This window comes from Protofrankia symbiont of Coriaria ruscifolia, assembly GCF_900634745.1.
GTDB classification, from domain to species: Bacteria; Actinomycetota; Actinomycetes; order Frankiales; family Frankiaceae; genus Protofrankia; species Protofrankia californiensis.
Window position 1 is genome coordinate 5,143 of record NZ_CAAAFR010000155.1, and the last position, 16,954, is coordinate 22,096.

Annotated in this window: 13 protein-coding genes; 7 read left to right on the forward strand and 6 right to left on the reverse strand. The window is 68.5% G+C overall.

Features of this window, described 5'->3' with window-relative positions:
* Positions 1 to 150: 150 nt before the first annotated feature.
* From lipB to CV1CTNOD_RS17065, 4 genes are all read left to right on the forward strand, one after another.
* Positions 151 to 864, forward strand: coding sequence for a lipoyl(octanoyl) transferase LipB (gene lipB, locus CV1CTNOD_RS17050; RefSeq protein WP_131787068.1), 714 nt, complete (start codon positions 151 to 153; stop codon positions 862 to 864).
* Between the two features lie 44 nt (positions 865 to 908).
* Positions 909 to 1,916: a lipoyl synthase gene (gene lipA, locus CV1CTNOD_RS17055; RefSeq protein ID WP_347402952.1), complete on the forward strand. Its 1,008-nt coding sequence runs from the start codon at positions 909 to 911 to the stop codon at positions 1,914 to 1,916.
* A 122-nt stretch (positions 1,917 to 2,038) separates the two neighbouring features.
* Positions 2,039 to 2,248 carry a hypothetical protein gene (locus CV1CTNOD_RS17060; protein ID WP_131787041.1) on the forward strand — a complete coding sequence of 70 codons (210 nt, stop codon included), beginning with the start codon at positions 2,039 to 2,041 and terminating at the stop codon, positions 2,246 to 2,248.
* Positions 2,249 to 2,312: 64 nt separating this feature from the next.
* On the forward strand, positions 2,313 to 3,050 hold the full coding sequence (locus CV1CTNOD_RS17065; RefSeq protein ID WP_131787042.1) for a DUF4191 domain-containing protein: 738 nt from the start codon (positions 2,313 to 2,315) through the stop codon (positions 3,048 to 3,050).
* Positions 3,051 to 3,206: 156 nt separating this feature from the next.
* Here CV1CTNOD_RS17065 and CV1CTNOD_RS17070 read toward each other — a convergent pair whose 3' ends face one another.
* Complete coding sequence (locus tag CV1CTNOD_RS17070; protein ID WP_131787043.1) at positions 3,207 to 3,719, reverse strand: RDD family protein; 513 nt, start codon at positions 3,717 to 3,719, stop codon at positions 3,207 to 3,209.
* A 183-nt stretch (positions 3,720 to 3,902) separates the two neighbouring features.
* Here CV1CTNOD_RS17070 and glnA point away from each other — a divergent pair, with 183 nt between their 5' ends.
* Together glnA and glnII are read left to right on the forward strand one after the other, a co-directional pair.
* Positions 3,903 to 5,327, forward strand: a complete 1,425-nt coding sequence (glnA, locus tag CV1CTNOD_RS17075) for a type I glutamate--ammonia ligase (protein WP_131787044.1) — start codon at positions 3,903 to 3,905, stop codon at positions 5,325 to 5,327.
* Positions 5,328 to 5,803: 476 nt separating this feature from the next.
* Positions 5,804 to 6,865, forward strand: coding sequence for a glutamine synthetase GlnII (gene glnII / locus CV1CTNOD_RS17080; RefSeq protein WP_131787045.1), 1,062 nt, complete (start codon positions 5,804 to 5,806; stop codon positions 6,863 to 6,865).
* 149 nt (positions 6,866 to 7,014) lie between these two features.
* On the opposite strand, the gene CV1CTNOD_RS17085 is transcribed toward glnII, so the two are convergent.
* The 4 genes from CV1CTNOD_RS17085 to CV1CTNOD_RS17100 form a co-directional block, all read right to left on the reverse strand.
* Complete coding sequence (locus tag CV1CTNOD_RS17085; protein ID WP_131787069.1) at positions 7,015 to 10,173, reverse strand: bifunctional [glutamine synthetase] adenylyltransferase/[glutamine synthetase]-adenylyl-L-tyrosine phosphorylase; 3,159 nt, start codon at positions 10,171 to 10,173, stop codon at positions 7,015 to 7,017.
* A gap of 170 nt (positions 10,174 to 10,343) precedes the next feature.
* The gene (locus CV1CTNOD_RS17090; RefSeq protein WP_131787046.1) at positions 10,344 to 11,837 is read right to left on the reverse strand and encodes a hypothetical protein; all 1,494 of its coding nucleotides are present in this window, start codon (positions 11,835 to 11,837) and stop codon (positions 10,344 to 10,346) included.
* A 204-nt stretch (positions 11,838 to 12,041) separates the two neighbouring features.
* The gene (locus CV1CTNOD_RS17095) at positions 12,042 to 12,224 is read right to left on the reverse strand and encodes a hypothetical protein (RefSeq protein WP_131787047.1); all 183 of its coding nucleotides are present in this window, start codon (positions 12,222 to 12,224) and stop codon (positions 12,042 to 12,044) included.
* 511 nt (positions 12,225 to 12,735) lie between these two features.
* Positions 12,736 to 14,094: a glutamine synthetase family protein gene (locus CV1CTNOD_RS17100; protein ID WP_131787048.1), complete on the reverse strand. Its 1,359-nt coding sequence runs from the start codon at positions 14,092 to 14,094 to the stop codon at positions 12,736 to 12,738.
* 193 nt (positions 14,095 to 14,287) lie between these two features.
* On the opposite strand from CV1CTNOD_RS17100, the gene CV1CTNOD_RS17105 reads away from it, so the two are divergent.
* A complete protein-coding gene (locus tag CV1CTNOD_RS17105; protein ID WP_165485579.1) occupies positions 14,288 to 16,156 on the forward strand; it encodes an NAD+ synthase in 1,869 nt (622 codons plus the stop codon).
* On the opposite strand, the gene CV1CTNOD_RS17110 is transcribed toward CV1CTNOD_RS17105, so the two are convergent.
* Complete coding sequence (locus tag CV1CTNOD_RS17110) at positions 16,142 to 16,912, reverse strand: TetR/AcrR family transcriptional regulator (protein WP_131787070.1); 771 nt, start codon at positions 16,910 to 16,912, stop codon at positions 16,142 to 16,144. The two genes, CV1CTNOD_RS17105 and CV1CTNOD_RS17110, sit on opposite strands and share 15 nt — an antisense overlap.
* Positions 16,913 to 16,954: the final 42 nt, after the last annotated feature.

Here is a 16,954-nt window from a genome sequence, read left to right on the forward strand (position 1 = left end):
CGGTACGACCGGTACGACCGGTACGACCGGTACGACCGGGGGTGTACTGGAAACGTCTGTCATCCCTCGGCTGCTGTCAGGAGTGTGACGCCTGCGGTGTCTTGCCGCGGGCTCTGGGAGGACACCGCGGGTGAGCGTAGCCTCATTTTCATGGAGGTCATGCGCCCAGACCTGATGCCCTACGACGAGGCGTGGCAGCTGCAGCGCACGTTGGCCGCCCGGCGGATCGCCGGCGATGCGGCCGATACCTTGATCCTCCTGGAACATCCCAGCGTGTACACCGCCGGTCGGCGGACGCAGCCGTGGGAGCGCCCGTTCGACGGCACTCCGGTGGTGGACGTCGACCGCGGCGGCAAGATCACCTGGCACGGGCCGGGGCAGATCGTGGGCTACCCGGTGGTGCGGCTACCCAAGCCGCTGGACGTGGTCGCCTATGTCCGCGCCCTCGAGGGAGCCCTGATCGCGATCTGCGGGGACTTCGGCGTGCCGGCCACCCGGGTGGCCGGACGTACCGGGGTGTGGACCACCGACGGGGAGCGCAAGCTCGCGGCGATCGGTGTCCGGGTGCGCTATCGGGTCGCTTATCACGGTTTTGCCCTCAACTGCTGTCCGGATCTCGGCGCCTTCACCAGGATCGTCCCGTGTGGCCTGTCCGATGTCGGGGTAAGCAGCCTGAGCAGGGAACTCGGCCGGACCGTGACCGTCGAGGAGGCACTGCCCATCGTTGAACGCCGCGCGGTCGAGGCGCTGACGGCCTTCGTCACCCGGCCACGGGCCGTGGACGACCTACCAGCGCCGGGCGAGGACGAGGTACCGGTGCCCGGCGGCATGGTGCTGGCGCGGGAGACGGAGATGGCACGGTGACCACCGACAGCACGGTGACGATTCCGGCGCCCGAGGGCCGGAAGATGCTACGGCTGGAGGTCCGTAACGCGTCCACGCCGATCGAGCGCAAGCCGTCGTGGATCCGGACCCGCATGCGGACCGGTCCGCAGTACTCCGACATCAAGGGGCTCGTACACGACAAGGGCCTGCACACGGTGTGTGAGGAGGCCGGCTGCCCGAACATCTACGAGTGCTGGGAGGACCGGGAGGCGACCTTCCTCATCGGCGGCGAGGTGTGCACCCGCCGATGCGACTTCTGCCAGATCGACTCGGGACGCCCGGCCGCGTTCGACGCCGACGAGCCGCACAGGGTCGCCGAATCGGTGCAGGCGATGGGTCTGCGCTACGCGACCGTGACGGGGGTGGCACGCGACGACCTGCCCGACGGCGGGGCGTGGCTGTACGCCCAGACGGTCCGTGAGATCCACGCGTCCTGTCCGGGCACCCGTGTCGAACTGCTCATCCCCGACTTCCACGCCCGTCCGGAGCAGCTTGCCGAGGTCTTCGAGGCAGCGCCCGAGGTGCTCGCCCACAACATCGAGACGGTGCCGCGGGTGTTCCGGCGGATCCGGCCGGGGTTCCGGTACGACCGGTCGCTGGAGGTGCTCCGGCGGGCCCGCGACGCGGGTCTGGTGACCAAGTCCAACCTGATCCTGGGGCTTGGCGAAGAGCCCGCGGAGATCCTGTCAACCATGGCCGACCTGCTGGCTGCCGGCTGTGAGCTGCTGACCATCACCCAGTACCTGCGACCCAGCCCCCGCCACCATCCGGTGGCGCGCTGGGTGCGCCCCGAGGAGTTCACCGATCTGCGCGCGCAGGCCGAACAGATGGGGTTCGTGGGCGTGCTCGCCGGTCCGCTCGTGCGTTCGTCCTACCGCGCCGGCCGCATGTACCAGCAGGCGATCGAGCATCGCACCGACGGCAACGACGGCCCGGACGCACGTCCGCAGGCACGTTCAGAGGCCTGTCCAGGCACAAAAGGTACCGAGACGCCTAGTCCCACCCCCGGCCACTCTAACTACGCAGAGTAACTATCGCGGTGGTGTGCCCGCCCCAGCGGCACTAGTGTCATCCGACAGTAACCGCTGCGCAACGGGCAGATCAAGACTGAGATCATGACCGACAATGCGTTCTACCGGCCCGGGAGATCTACGTGATCCTGCTGAAGTCACTACTGACCGCTGTCGAAGAACTGACCCTTCTCCTCCTCCCCCATGGCGGCCAGCGAACAGCGCGTCGTAACGCCTGGCGCGCTGCCGCCGACCTGCAGGTGGGCGGCGGTCAACACGCCGAGGCTTCGTGGAAGATCGTGCGCTCCAGGCCACAGACCGGTGGACGGATGGCGATCGCCACCGAGCGTTGAGTACCCCCGGGCACCTCGGCACCACGCTCGGGCAACACCCGATCCAGGTCGTAGGCTCGCGGTCATGGCGCGCACAAACAAGTCCGACGGCAAGGTGTCCGCTGCCGGAAAAGCCGCAGCGGGAGGCGAACGCACGAAAGGGGCCGACGGCAAGGCCTCCGGGCCGGGGCGCCTCACGCAGATCAGGACGGTGTTCCGACTCACCCGACAGCGTGATCCGCGAGCGGTGTGGTGGTCGCTGCTCGGCCTGCTGATCCCCGTGGCGATCGGCGTGCTGCTCGGGCTCGTCGTCGGTCCATTGTGGGTGTGGCTGCCCATCGGGATCATGCTGGGGCTGATCAGCGCCATGAACGTCTTCAGCCGCCGAATCCAGCAGACCGCGTATGCCGAGATGGAGGGCCAGCCCGGTGCCGCTGCCGGGATCATCGAACGTATGCGCGGAGACTGGCGGATCACGCCTGCTGTGGCGGTCAACCGCTACCAGGACGTCGTGCACCGCGTGGTGTGCCGCGCCGGCGTGGTGATCATCGCCGAGGGTCGGGGACGCGGCCAGCGCGACCTGCTCGGCACCGAGGTCCGCCGTGTCCGCAAGGTGATCGGTGAAACGCCCGTCCACGACATCGTGATCGGCAACGGGCCCGGCGAGGTACCCCTGCCGAAACTGCGGTCGACGCTGATGCGCCTGCCACCCGCCCTGCGACGCGGCGAGGTGGAGCCCCTTGCACGGCGGCTACGGGCGGTGAGCTCGCCAACCCTGCCCATCCCGAAGGGCCCCATCCCCCGCGGAGGAAAAATCCGGTAGATCCCCACCGGTAGATCCCCGATGGGGGCTTCGCCGCCATCGGGGATCCCCTACCTCGAGAGCTGGCCATCACGCGGGGTTCATGATCTTCGCCGGAGATCGCGAACGGGAATCACCCGCAGCCTCAACCACTTCGCCACAATTTGGGGACATCCCCTACCGCGAGGGTCGGCCGTCGCCCCGGGTCGGGGAAGGACGGGTCAGGCCCCGGCCGGGATCGCGGACGACCACCGTGCCGGCCGCGCGGTCGTGGGTGCCGCGCAGGTCCCGATCCCAGATGAAGGCCGGGATGGCCAGGCCCAGCAACACGGTACGGACTGCGCTCCAGAACCATCCCGCCCGGCGGTGGTCGCTCACCCTGATGACGCGGATACCGACCATGCGCATCCCGATGGTCTGCCCGTTGACCGCGATCAGGACGAGCTCCTCCAGCAGGAAGGCAAGATAGACGGCGAGCCCGCGGGCATCGACCGAGTAGCGGAACCCGAACAGCACCAGGACGCCGGCCAGCAGGTTGGCGATGACGGCGTCCACCGCGAACGCCGCCAGCCGGTGACCGACGCCGACCACCGCGCCGGGACCGTCGGCCGGCAGGCCGAGCCGGACACCGGGCGGGGTGCCCCGGGGAAGTTGTGGACCTTCCAGCCAGTTTCCGAGTGCGCGTCCCACGGGGCAAGCCTATGCCTGGCATAACGCCTCGAAAATCGAGTCACCCAGAGTAACAATTCCCCGCCGTGTTACAGTCGCGAAACAACTTCGTCATGTTTACGGAACCATATGGAGTTACGGTCCGCATCGGGGCATGGCGTATCCTTCCTATCCACACGGCCATGAAGCTCCCTTGGAGGGTGGATGTTCACAAACGCCGATGACGTACTTCGCTACATCGCGGACGAGGGCGTCGAGTTCGTCGACGTCCGCTTCTGTGACCTTCCTGGAATTATGCAGCACTTTACGATCCCGACCGAGGTTTTCTCCGGCTCGGTGTTCACCGACGGCCTGATGTTCGACGGGTCCTCGATACGCGGGTTCCAGGCGATCCACGAGTCCGACATGCTGCTGCTGCCGGACCCGACCACGGCCTTCGTCGATCCGTTCCGCGAGCACCGGACGCTCGCGATGACCTTTTTCATCCATGACCCGATCACCCGGGAGGAATACTCTCGCGACCCGCGCAACACCGCGAAGAAGGCCGAGTCCTACCTGCGGGGTACAGGTTTCGCGGACACCGCCTACTTCGGCCCGGAGGCCGAATTCTACATATTCGACGACGTCCGCTACGACTACAATCCATACGGTTCCCTGCACGCCGTGGACTCCATCGAGGCGGCCTGGAACACCGCCCGCAAGGAGGAGGGCGGAAACCTCGGCTACAAGCCCAGGTTCAAGGGGGGTTATTTCCCGGTCCCCCCGACCGACCATTTCACCGACCTGCGGTCGGAGATGAGCCGGGCGCTGATCAGGGCCGGTATCACCGTCGAGATGCAGCATCACGAGGTGGGGACCGCCGGGCAGGCGGAGATTGACATTCGCTACGACACCCTGCTGCGGACCGCCGACAACCTGATGCTCTACAAATACATAATCCGCAATGTCGCGCTCTCCCGCGGCAAAACCGTGACCTTCATGCCGAAGCCGCTCTTCCAGGACAACGGCTCGGGGATGCACGTCCACCAGAGCCTGTGGCAGGGCGACGACCCGCTGTTCTACAGCGAGAGCGGCTACGGCGGCCTGTCGGAGCTCGCCCGCTACTACATCGGCGGGCTGTTGCACCACGCGCCGGCGCTGCTGGCGTTCACCAACCCGACCACGAACTCCTACCGGCGTCTCGTGCCGGGCTACGAGGCACCGGTCAACCTGGTCTATTCGGCTCGTAACCGCTCGGCCTGCTGTCGCATACCGCTCAGCGGCGTCTCGCCCAAGGCGAAGCGGATCGAGTTCCGGGTCCCCGACCCGAGCTGCAACCCGTATCTGGCCTTCGCCGCGATGTTGATGGCTGGCGTGGACGGGATCCGTAACAAGATCGAACCGCCGGACCCGATCGACAAGGATCTCTACGATCTGCCACCGGATGAGCTGGCGGCCGTGCCGCAGGTACCCGGATCTCTGGAGAAGGTACTGGAGGCTCTCGAGGACGACCACGAGTTCCTGACCGAGGGGAGCGTCTTCACCCCCGACCTGATCGAGACCTGGATCGACTACAAACGCGTCAACGAGGTCGACGCAATTCGGCTCCGGCCGCATCCGTACGAATTCCAGCTCTACTACGACATCTGACGGGCGGGACGGCCGCCGAAAGCCACGCGCCTCATCCGGCCGGTAATTCGACCGGTGGTCCGGTCGGACGCTTCGGCCGGACCACTGTCGGAACGGTCCGGCCGGGTGAACCGCGATGTCGCTGAAACCGCGAACGAGGTGGCGGGCTGTCCGGCCCGTCCCCTCCGTGGAACATTTCTTCCCAGCATTCCGGGGACGTGGCCCTCGGGAGACTCGGGCCTCCGGCGGCACGAAAAGAACATGGTCGCACCGCCTTTGACCTGTCGGGCGGACCGAGTTGTTTCGGAGCACCCGGAAAACCGAAGCGACCGGAAACGCGTGATTGACCGGAAATTTACCGTGGTGGAACTGTGCGGAAACCGGACGCGACGAAGATCCGGAAGGACCCTCTTGGCACCCGCGGCCCGGGTCGAAACAATCCGCAGGTGCGCGATGAGAAACTCCGCTACGTGTCATGTCAACCACGGGGAGTATGAGTGAGTTACCAGGCCGAGTACATCTGGATCGACGGGACCAAGCCGGAGCCCCTGATGCGGAGTAAAACCCGTATCGTTGCCGACGGCAAGGAACCGGACATCTGGGGCTTCGACGGCTCGAGCACGAACCAGGCGCCGGGATTCAACTCGGACTGCGTCCTGCGGCCCGTGTTCACCTGTCCGGACCCCCTGCGCGGCGGTGACAACATCCTGGTGCTGTGCGAGGTCGAACTGACCGACTTCACCCCGCACCCGACCAATACCCGCGCGTTCTGCCGCCAGGCTTTCGAGAAGTACGCCGACCAGTCACCCATGTTCGGTATCGAACAGGAATACACCTTCTTCCAGAAGGGCCGGCCACTGGGCTGGCCCGAGGTGGGCTATCCGGCCCCTCAGGGTCCCTACTACTGCGGTGCCGGCGGCGAGAAGATGGTCGGCCGTGCGATCGTCGAGAAGCACACGCAGGCATGCCTCGACGCGGGCCTCGCCATCGAGGGCACCAACGCAGAGGTCATGATGGCCCAGTGGGAGTTCCAGATCGGCGTGCTCCCACCCCCCGCCATCGGCGACCAGATCTGGGTCGGACGCTGGCTGCTCCACCGGGTCGCCGAGGAGTTCGACGTCACCGTCTCCTTCGCGGCGAAACCGATTCCCGGTGACTGGAACGGCGCGGGCGCGCACACCAACTTCTCCACCAAGGCCACCATGGAGAGCTGGGACGCCATCGTGACCGTGTGCGAGGCACTCGGCACCCGCGTCCTGGAGCACGTCAAGAACTACGGGCACGGGATCGAGCGGCGCCTGACCGGTGAGCACGAGACCGCTCCGTACGACAAGTTCTCCTGGGGCGCCTCCGACCGCGGCGCGTCCATCCGCATCCCGTGGGCTGTGGAGAAGGCCAAGAAGGGCTGGATCGAGGACCGTCGTCCCAACGCCAACATGGACCCCTACCTGGTCACCGGCCTGATCGTCGACACCTGCTGCAGCGCGCTCGCGGGCACGAAACCCATCCTGGTCATCCCCGGTCAGAAGGAAGCGACGGACGCGATCGTCACGGTCTGACCCGCCCGGGTAACCGCTACACCACCTGTACCACCTGTACCACCGTAGGCCGCCGGACCCACCGCAGGCAGGGTGCGTCCGGCACCGCGGCGCTCCGGCAGGTGTGCCGACCAGGGCAGGTGCACTGACCAGCACCTGCCCGGCGGCATCTACCCGTCCAGTCCGTCCAGCTCGCGTCTGTCCAGTTCGCGGGCGAACACGGCCTCCACCACCGCACGTGCATGTGCGCCGACGCGCCGGTAGTCACTCACCAGCGCGTCGGTCCGATCCGCCGGGTAGCCGACCGCGCCGGCGACCTGGGCCAGCGCCCGCGGCTGACGTGGCAGCACGTCACCGGGACGGCCCCGGGCCAACATGATCGCATTGCGGATACGGGACGCCATGGTCCACGCCTGTGTGAGCGTCGCCGCCTCGCCCGGATCGAGCAGACCGGTCGCGGCCGCCGCGCGCAGCCCCGCGAGTGTGGAGGTCGTGCGCAGGGCGGGCACGCGGTGGGCATGCCGCAGCTGCAGCACCTGCACGGCCCATTCCACGTCGGCAAGACCGCCCGGACCGAGCTTGAGGTGCAGGGTGTGGTCCACGCCCGCGGGGATGCGCTCCGCTTCCATCCGGCCGCGCAACCGGACGACCTCGGCGACCACGCCGGGCCGCAGGCTCGACGGATAGCGGATCTTGTCCACCCACGAGCAGAACCGTTCGCCGAGGGCGGCGTCCCCCGCGACCGGGCGCGCCCGCAGCAGCGCCTGCGCCTCCCAGCCCTGCGACCACCGGTTGAAGTAGGCGGCGTAGCTGGCAAGGGTGCGGGTCATCGGACCGGTACGGCCTTCCGGGCGAAGCTGCGCATCCAGTATCAGGGGTGGATCACCGCCGGCGGGCAGGGCCAACAGCCGCAGCAGTTCGGCCACAACCATCCGTGCCGCATCAGAAACTTCACTGTCCGTGACAGCGCTGTTGGTGCTCTCCTCTGCCGGCTCGTGGACGAACACGACATCGGCGTCGCTTCCGTAGGACAGCTCCCCGCCGCCGAGACGTCCCATCGCGATCACCGCGATCCTCGCCGGGACGGGCCGGCCGGCCTCCTGTTCGAAGCGGCGTTGCGCGATGAACAGGGCCGCTTCGATCGTCGCCGTGGCAGCGTCCGACAGGGCCCGGCCCACCGCGGCGACGTCCAGCAGCCCGAGCAGGTCCGCGCAGGCCACCCGGATCAGCTCGACCCTGCGTACCGCACGCGCCCGGACGACCGCCTGCTCCCGGACCGGGTTGCGGCGGGCGATCGCGATCAGCGCCCGGACGAGCTGCTCACGGCCGCTGGGCTGCAGATCACCGGTGGTGCGCAGCAGCCGCACGGACTCCGGGGCGCGCTGCATCAGGTCCGCGACGTAGGTGCTCGCCGCCAGCAGACGGGACAGCCGTTCGGCCGCGCCGCTTTCGTCACGCAGCAGCCGCAGGTACCAGGGGGTGTGCCCGAGTGCCTCGCTGACCTGGCGGTAGGCGAGCAGACCGGCGTCGGGATCGGCGGCGTCAGCGAACCAGTGCAACATCGCCGGAAGCAGGCGACGCTGGATCGTCGCGGTCCGGCTGACTCCGTTGGTCAGCGCCTCGATGTGGCGCAGCGCACGCGCCGTGTCGGCGAAGCCCAGTGCGGCCAGGCGGTCGCGGGCCTCCGCCGGTGTCAGACGGACCTCCTCGGCGGACAGCCTGGCCACCGCCTCCAGCAACGGCTGGTAGAACAGCCGTTCGTGCAGACGACGCACGAACCGGGCGACACGGGCGTGCTCGGCCTCCATCCGCTCGGCGGTGGCAAGACCGAGGGAACGGGCCAACCAGCGCATCTCGGCAGGGTCACGGGGCAGGGTGTGCACCCGGCGCAGGCGCTGGAGCTGGAGACGGTGCTCGGTGCCACGCAGGAAGCGGTAGGCGTCGGCGAGGCCGGCGGCGTCCCGGCGTCCCACATAGCCGCCGCGGGCAAGTGCGTCGAGCGCGGACAGGGTCGCGGCGGTATGCAGCTTCGGGTCGGTCCGGCCGTGCACCAGCTGGAGCAGCTGGACGGCGAACTCCACGTCGCGCAGCCCGCCGGGGCCGAGCTTGAGGTCACGGTCGGCGTCCGCCCTGGGTAGTGACCGTTCCACCCGCCGGCGCATCGACCGCACGTCGGTGACGAAACCGGGCCGGGATGCCGCCGACCAGACCAGCGGCCGCACCGCGGCGCACAGCCGCTCCCCCACCTCACGGTCGCCGGCGACCGGGCGTGCCTTGAGCAGCGCCTGGAACTCCCAGGTCCTGGCCCAGCGCCGGTAGTAGGCGTCGTGGCTGGCCAGGGTCCGCACCAGCGGGCCGTCCCGCCCTTCGGGCCGCAGCCCCACGTCGACCTGGAACAGCGCTCCCTCGCTCGTGACCGTCCCGCAGGCCCTGACCATGCCCACGGCGAGGCTGGTCGCCGTGCCCAGCGCCGCAGTCTCCTCACTGCGGGTCATGACGGGATGGTCGTCGTCGTGGCCGGGTTCGGCCACGAAGAGCACGTCGACGTCACTGACGTAGTTCAGTTCCCGGCCGCCGCACTTGCCCATACCGATGACCGCGAGGCGCACCGGCGGAGCCGACGGCGATATCGCCGACCGCGCGACCGCGAGCGCGGCGTCCAAAGCGGCCGCCGCCAGGTCGGCCAGCTCCGCCGTGGCGTCGTCGAAGGCCACCGCGCCGGTCAGATCGCGTGCCGCCAGGACCATGAGGGCACGGCGGTAGGCGACGCGTAACGCGTCGAGGACGTCGGTGCCGTCGCCCGCGGCCCGCGGCAGGGGCGCGTCCGGATCCGCACCGACAGCGCGTAGCAGCTGCCCACGGGTCAGACTGGCGTCCGGTGGCACCCGCATCAGGCTGTCGTCGGCAAGCACCCGCCAGTCGCCGGGATGGCGTACAAGATGGTCGCCGAGGGCGGTGCTTGCCCCGAGCACCGCCACGAGCCGGGCACGCAGGCCAGGCTGCGCATCCAGGACGGCGAGCAGCTCGCGCCCGACGGCCTCCGGTGCGCTCTCCGCGATCCGCTCGATCGCCGCGAGCGCGAGGTCGGGATTGGCGGCCTGGGCGAGTTCCGCCAGCAGGGCGTTGTCGTAAAGATCAGTGACACCGGACGGCGCGGCGACGCGCATGCCGGCGCCCGCGGCGCCGGCCGGATGCTCGTCGTCGTGGTCGACCAGGCCGAGTCGCCGGATCGTGACGGCGAACCTGTCCACGTTGCTGAAGCCCATCCGGGCCAGCTGCGCCTGCACAGAGCTCCCACGCGGATGTGTGGCACCGGGATCACCATGCATCCGCACCGGCCCGACCTGGAAAACTTCGCCCACACGTCCATCCTCGTCCCCGGGCAGCCATGCCGGCGGCCCAGGTCGGATGCGTCGGTTTTCCCCGGCTTCCCGCGGTTTTCTCCCGGCGCAGCCGGGATCCGGTCAGCGGCAGCCAGTAGACCCGGCAGGCGGGGCCCTCAGCGCAGCCAGGACGCGAGGACAACCCCGACCACGATGATCACGCCGAGGAGAGCGGCTGCCGCGCGTCCCGGACCCCCTCGCCCGGCGACGACCGCCGCCCGGACACCGGCGCTGGCAAGCCGCAGCAGCAGGAAGGCGATGCCGACCGCCGGGAGCGCGAGGACGGCGGCGTCCGCCGCTTCTGCGATCATGGCTGCCGGCTCCCCCGCTCCGGCGGAGCGCGCGGCGAGCGCGGCCTGGGCCCGCACCGAGGTCACAGCCCGCGTGACCACACTCGGAGCGATCATGATGATGAGGACGAGGTTGGTGGCCAGCAATGGTGCCATGACCAGCACCCATGCTGTGATCGTTCGTTGTGCCCGGTGAGTGAGGGCGGTGACCCGTGGATCAGGGATCCGATTCCGGTTCCGGCCACGGTTGCGGCGTCGATGCCGTCCCCCGATGCTGGTCCACCGCTGACAGCGCTCACGCCCGCGGTCCAGCCAGGCGGACAGCACCGGCCCGATCCGGGCGAACAGGTCCGGAACCCCGGCAAGATCACTGAGAATGTAGTAACCGTCCAGCCGGAGCACCGGTACGAGCTGCTGGAACGCCTCCAGATGGACGAGCAGGACGATGACGACGAGTGCGTCCGCACGACCGACCGCAAAGGCGATCCCGAGGCCGACGATAAAGATCGCGTTGAAGTACACCCCGCCGAGATCGGTTCGCAGCCGGGCGGTGCGGTCCAACCGGTAGGCGTCGGTGACGTCGGTGTAGAAGGCCGGCCACAGCAGGTACATGCCGCATCCGATCACCCCTGGTCGGCCGCCTCCGTAGTGGCAGGCAGCGGCATGGCCGCATTCATGAAAGATCATGGACACGAACGTGCCGCCGAGAACCGCGAGGATGAGCGCCGGACTGGCAAGAACGTGGTGTATCTGCGCGGTGACACTGGATGAGGTGAGCAGCCAGACGTCCAACATGACCACAGCGGTCAGGATGCCGGTCACGACCGTCGGACGAAACAGCGGCGCGAGGACACGCGCGAGCACGCCCACGGCCGGTGCCGGAATGAGCGTGCGACGACCGGCAAGCCCCAGCAGCGGAGTCACCCGCGGCGTCGCGGTGGCCCCACGACCGCCCGCGATCACTCCGAGGGGGATCAGCTTCGTCGTCAGCAGATACTCGACGTTGTCCGCGCTGACCATACGCCCGCTGACCGCACTTACACGGTCCGCGATCGCGGGGATGTCCCGGCTGCCGTCCGCGGCGTCGACGATGTTCACCAACAGATCGGTGAGCGTGATGACCTGGCCGTCACAGCGGCGGACCAGAAAGGCCCGGTTGCGCAGACCCGACCCGGTGAACTCGCCGAGCATCTGAAGACCACCCGCGGGAACCGGACGTCGGGGAACGGCCACCGGTGGCTCGCCGCTGGCGAGGACGGCCGTCGCCGGGCCAGCGGAACCGGCGGCGGCGGAAATCGGGACGGACGTCGGACGAACCACCGGCGAACCCCCGTGAAGAAATCGTGTTCGCGAAGAAATCGTGTTCGCGAGGAGTTGTAGAGCATCCGGCAACAGGAGCGTGGGGCCGGGACGGATTGATGGTGGTGGTGAGTCGGTGCCGGCGGGAACAGCGCGACGGTCACGCACCACCACCACCGGCACCGCGGAAACCGGCCGGCGAAAACCGGCCCGTTCAGAACCCGTTCAGAGCTGGATGAAGAAGGCTCCGCCGACGAAGTCGGATGCCGCGGCGAAGAGGCCACCGAACCACCCGCCGCTCCCGCCGATGTCGGTGTAGTCCCAGACGGCCATAGCCGAACGCTCCGGAAGCAGCTCAGCGTGTTCCGCCGCCAGCTCGGCAGCGTCAAGACCATTCGTAGTCGTCATATTTCACTTCCCTTTCCAGATAGCACTGTCCAACGAGCAGCCAGAAATGTTCGTACTTATTGATAGTTATTTTGTACTTATTTCGTACGTGATGAACCGCAGGCGACCGCACCCGGTGGACGACGGGCACGGAAGCACGACCCGCATGAACGGCAGCGTTCGCCAAATGCCGCCGATCGTGCCGCCATCGGCCGCTTTTGCGGTCCATCGAGACTGGACTGTAGAGGCCTAAGCGGCGGAGCGCAAGCAGCCGACTACTTCTAGTCGCCATGAGGTCGAGCCCGAACCCGCGTGGACCGTTTTACGGTCTTTCTCACGGGTCGGCCGCCATCCGTCTGGTATCGCCCGTTTCAGCAGGCCAAAGAAAGCGCGATCATGCTTTGCCCGCACTCGGGGTCCTTTCCCGGATCCCCGGTCTCCCTGCCGAAACCCCGCCGAAGCTCCCCGCGCCGGGCGAGGTCGGATCCGCTCGTCACGAGCACGGCCGGATCACGGCCGGATCACGGCCGGATCACAGTATGGGCAGGTACCGGTCGATCTCGAAAGGCGTGACCTGGCGCCGGTACTCGGCCCACTCGGCTCGCTTGTTCCGCAGGAAGAACTCGAAGAGATCGGCGCCGAGCGTGTCGCGTACCATGGTCGACCTCTCCATGGTCGCGATCGCCTCCTCCAGTGTGCCGGGCAGCGCCGTGATGCCCCGCTCGCTGCGCTGCGACTCGGTCAGGGTCCACACGTCGTCGGCTGCCGGCGGCGGGAGTTCGTAACCCTCCTGAATGCCCCGCAGCCCCGCTGCGAGCATCAACGCGAATGCCAGGTAGGGATTGCAGGCGCTGTCCGGCGAGCGGAACTCGATCCGGGTCGCGTTCGGCTTGTTCGGCTTGTGCAACGGCACCCGCACCAGGGCGGAGCGGTTGTTGTGCCCCCAGCACACATAGGCGGGCGCCTCCAGCAGCTCGCCGGCGCGCTGATCGCCGACAATCCGCTTGTAGGAGTTCACCCACTGGTTGGTCACCGCGGTGATCTCGGCCGCGTGGACGAGGAGACCGGCGATGAACGCCTGCGCGACCTTGGAAAGATGATAGAGGTCGGTCGGATCGTAGAAGGCATTCCGGTCGCCTTCGAAGAGGCTGAGATGGGTGTGCATGCCGGACCCGGCCTGGTCGCTGTAGGGCTTCGGCATGAAGGTCGCGTAGATACCCTGCCGCAATGCGACCTCCTTCACCACCTGACGAAATGTCATGATGTTGTCGGCGATGGTCAGGGCGTCGGCGTACCGCAGGTCGATCTCCTGCTGACCGGGCGCCACTTCGTGGTGGCTGAACTCGACCGAGATCCCCAACCGTTCCAGCACCCCGATGGCCTGCTGCCGGAAATCATGGCTGATGTCGTTCGGAGTGAGGTCGAAATACCCGGAGTCATCAACCGGCGGCGGAACCGACGCACCGCGCTTCGGCGGTTGCCGCAGCAGGAAGAACTCGATCTCGGGATGGGTGTAGAAGGTGAAACCGGCGTCCGCGGCGCTGGCCAGCGTCCGCCGCAGCACCCATCGTGAATCCGCCGGGGACGGCGCGCCGCCGGGCATGACGAGGTCGCAGAACATACGCGCGGTGACCGGATTTTCCCCGCGCCATGGCAACACCTGAAATGTCGACGGATCCGGCTTCGCGAGCATGTCCGCCTCGTGGACCCTGGCAAAACCCTCGATGGAGGAACCGTCGAATCCGATGCCCTCGGCAAGCGCTCCCTCAAGCTCGGCCGGCGCGATCTCGACGGACTTCAGCACGCCGAGGACGTCAGTGAACCACAACCGGATGAACCGGATGTCACGTTCCTCAAGGGTCCGCAGAACGAACTCCTGCTGCTTGTCCATGGCAGCCTCCGCGCTGAGGGTTCGGCTCGCCGTCGCGGGCGGGCAAGTGGTTCAAGAGCGCCGGTCGGATAGCTCCCAGCCGACCATAGCGACTGGCCTGCCCAAACGCCGCGGCGCGGCATCGCGGCAGCCGAATCGGTGACGCATCGTCACAACCTGATCCGGACCGGACCGGACGCTCTAGGCTTCATCCATGGCCCAGTTGCGCGTCGCGCTCGCCCAGGTCAACACCACCGTCGGCGATCTCGGAGCAAATGCGGACCTGGTGAGCGCCTGGGCGAAGCAGGCTGCGCGCTCCGGCGCGCATCTGGTGGCGTTTCCGGAGATGACGCTCACCGGCTATCCGGCCGAGGACCTCGTCCTGCGTCGCTCGTTCGCGCGGTCCTCCCGCGCGGCCGTCAATCGTCTTGCCCGGCGCCTGGCCGACGAGGGCGCCGGAGAACTGGCCGTTGTCGTCGGCTATCTCGGCAGTTCCCGCAATCCCACGCCACGCCTGGGCCGTCCCGCCGGCGAGCCGCAGAACACTGCCGCCGTGCTGTGGCGGGGCGAGGTCGTGGCCCGCTACGCCAAGCACCACCTGCCCAACTATGGCGTGTTCGACGAGTTCCGCTACTTCGTTCCCGGCTACGAGTTCCCGGTCCTGCGCCTGCACGGAGTCGATGTCGGCCTCACGATCTGCGAAGATCTCTGGCAGGACGGCGGGCCCGTCGCGGTCGCGCGTGCCGCCGGGGTGGACCTGCTGGTGTGCATCAACGGATCACCGTACGAACGTGGAAAGGCCTTCCAGCGCGACGAACTGTCCGCGGCCCGGGCACGGGAGGCCGCTGCCGCGCTCGCGTACGTCAACCTGGTCGGCGGCCAGGACGAGCTCGTCTTCGACGGCGGGTCGCTGGTGGTGGACGCCCGCGGTCGCACACTCGCCCGCGCCGAGCAGTTCACCGAGACGCTGCTGACCGTCGACCTCGACCTGCCGGCCGGTGCAACGGGCAGCCTGGCCGGGCCGGTGGACGCGGGCGACGGCACCACGATGGCGGTGAGCCGCATCGTGCTGGCGGGCGAACCCGTCCCCGCCTTCGCCGCCCGGCAGCCCGACGTGGCTCACCGGCTGGACCCCGCCGCTGAGCTCTACGCCGCGGTGGTCACCGGCACCCGCGACTACGTCCGCAAGAACGGGTTCGCCTCGGTCGTGCTGGGGCTGTCCGGCGGTATCGACTCGGCGCTGGTCGCCGCGATCGCCGTGGACGCCCTCGGCGCCGGCCGGGTGCACACGGTCGCGATGCCGTCGGTGCACTCCTCGGCCGGTTCCGTGGACGACGCCGCGGAGCTGGCCCGGCGCACCGGCGTCGTGCACACCGTGGTCCCGATCCAACCGGTGGTGGACGCCTTTCACGGCGCGCTGGCCGACGCCGGCGGCCTCACCGGGCTTGCCGCGGAGAACCTGCAGGCCCGGGTCCGCGGGACGCTGCTGATGGCACTGTCGAACGCCCATGATCATCTGGTTCTCACCACCGGCAACAAGAGCGAGCTCGCCACCGGGTTCTCCACGCTCTACGGCGACAGCGCGGGCGGCTTCGCCCCGATCAAGGACGTGCCCAAGACCCTGGTCTGGGAACTCGCCCGGTGGCGCAACGCGGAGGCGCTCCGCCGGGGCGAGACCCCGCCCATCCCCGAAGAGATCATCGTCAAGCCTCCGTCGGCCGAGCTCGCCCCCGGTCAGCTCGACTCCGACCGGCTGCCCGACTACTCCACATTGGACGCGGTACTCGATGACTACGTCGAACGGGACCAGGGCCGAACCGAACTGATCATGGCAGGTCACGACCCCGACACCGTGGAGCGGGTCATCCGCCTGGTGGACCTCGCCGAGTACAAGCGGCGGCAGAACCCCCCGGGACCCAAGGTGACCTCGAAGGCGTTCGGCCGCGACCGCCGGCTGCCGATCACCTCCCGCTGGCGCGAGCGGACGAGCCATCCGCCCGCAGCCGAGCCGCCACCCCTGGACGGCAGCGCCGAGCCGCCGCCCGCCGGCAGCGGTGCGGCTGACATGTCAACCCGTGGCTGACACCCCGGCCGCACCGGGTCCGGAGCGGCGCCGGATCCCCCGCAGGACTGTGTCGACCACACCGGTGACCCGGGAACCGCTGACATCACGTGAATGGCCGGTGTACTGCCAGTACGCGACGGATCCGATCAACATATCGATGATCATCTCGATGTCGATGTCGGGGCACAGCTCGCCCGACACGATGCCGTCACGCAGCAGCATGCCAACCCGGTCCCTCGCCGGGACCATGACCTGCCTGCGGTAGGTCTCGAAGAGATCGGGATGATCTTCCTTCTCGGCCAGCAACCTGGGCATGATGCGACCGGACAACGTCTGGATGCTGTGCCTGCGCACGGTGTTCAGCCAGGCAACAAGATCGTCACGTAACGATCCGGTCTGCACCCCACCCGAGACGTCCGCGAGGGTGCCCAAAGCGTCGGAGACCAGCGCGTCCTTGGTCGGCCATCGCCGGTAGACCGTTGCCTTGCCGACCCCGGCCCGCGCCGCGACCGCTTCCATCGACAGCCCGGCGAACCCGCAGTCGGCGAGCGCATGCAGGGTCGCGCTGATGATTGCTTCGTCACGGCGGGTGTCTCGTGGACGTCCCGGCGCACGCAACGGCGGCTGCGCCGATCGCGCCGATCCGGGCGCGCGTTCGCTCGACATCGTCACGACGGACACTCCGCCAGGAACCTGACCCGAGGACAACCGACCCAGGTACACCGCGTCGAGCACCAGGTCGAGCGCCATGCCGGAGGCCACGTCGGGGGCCATGGTGGGCGCTGTATCGGGTGCCGTTGTGTGCGCCGCGGTGGG

Excerpts from the sequence above, each read along its gene's own strand:
- lipB (WP_131787068.1), top strand. The coding sequence starts at position 151 with ATGGAGGTCATGCGCCCAGACCTGATGCCCTACGACGAGGCGTGGCAG.
- lipA (WP_347402952.1), top strand. The coding sequence starts at position 909 with ATGCTACGGCTGGAGGTCCGTAACGCGTCCACGCCGATCGAGCGCAAG.
- CV1CTNOD_RS17065 (WP_131787042.1), top strand. The coding sequence starts at position 2,313 with ATGGCGCGCACAAACAAGTCCGACGGCAAGGTGTCCGCTGCCGGAAAA.
- glnA (WP_131787044.1), top strand. The coding sequence starts at position 3,903 with ATGTTCACAAACGCCGATGACGTACTTCGCTACATCGCGGACGAGGGC.
- CV1CTNOD_RS17085 (WP_131787069.1), bottom strand. The coding sequence starts at position 10,173 with ATGCATGGTGATCCCGGTGCCACACATCCGCGTGGGAGCTCTGTGCAG.
- CV1CTNOD_RS17095 (WP_131787047.1), bottom strand. The coding sequence starts at position 12,224 with ATGACGACTACGAATGGTCTTGACGCTGCCGAGCTGGCGGCGGAACAC.
- CV1CTNOD_RS17100 (WP_131787048.1), bottom strand. The coding sequence starts at position 14,094 with ATGGACAAGCAGCAGGAGTTCGTTCTGCGGACCCTTGAGGAACGTGAC.
- CV1CTNOD_RS17105 (WP_165485579.1), top strand. The coding sequence starts at position 14,288 with ATGGCCCAGTTGCGCGTCGCGCTCGCCCAGGTCAACACCACCGTCGGC.
- CV1CTNOD_RS17110 (WP_131787070.1), bottom strand. The coding sequence starts at position 16,912 with ATGGCCCCCGACGTGGCCTCCGGCATGGCGCTCGACCTGGTGCTCGAC.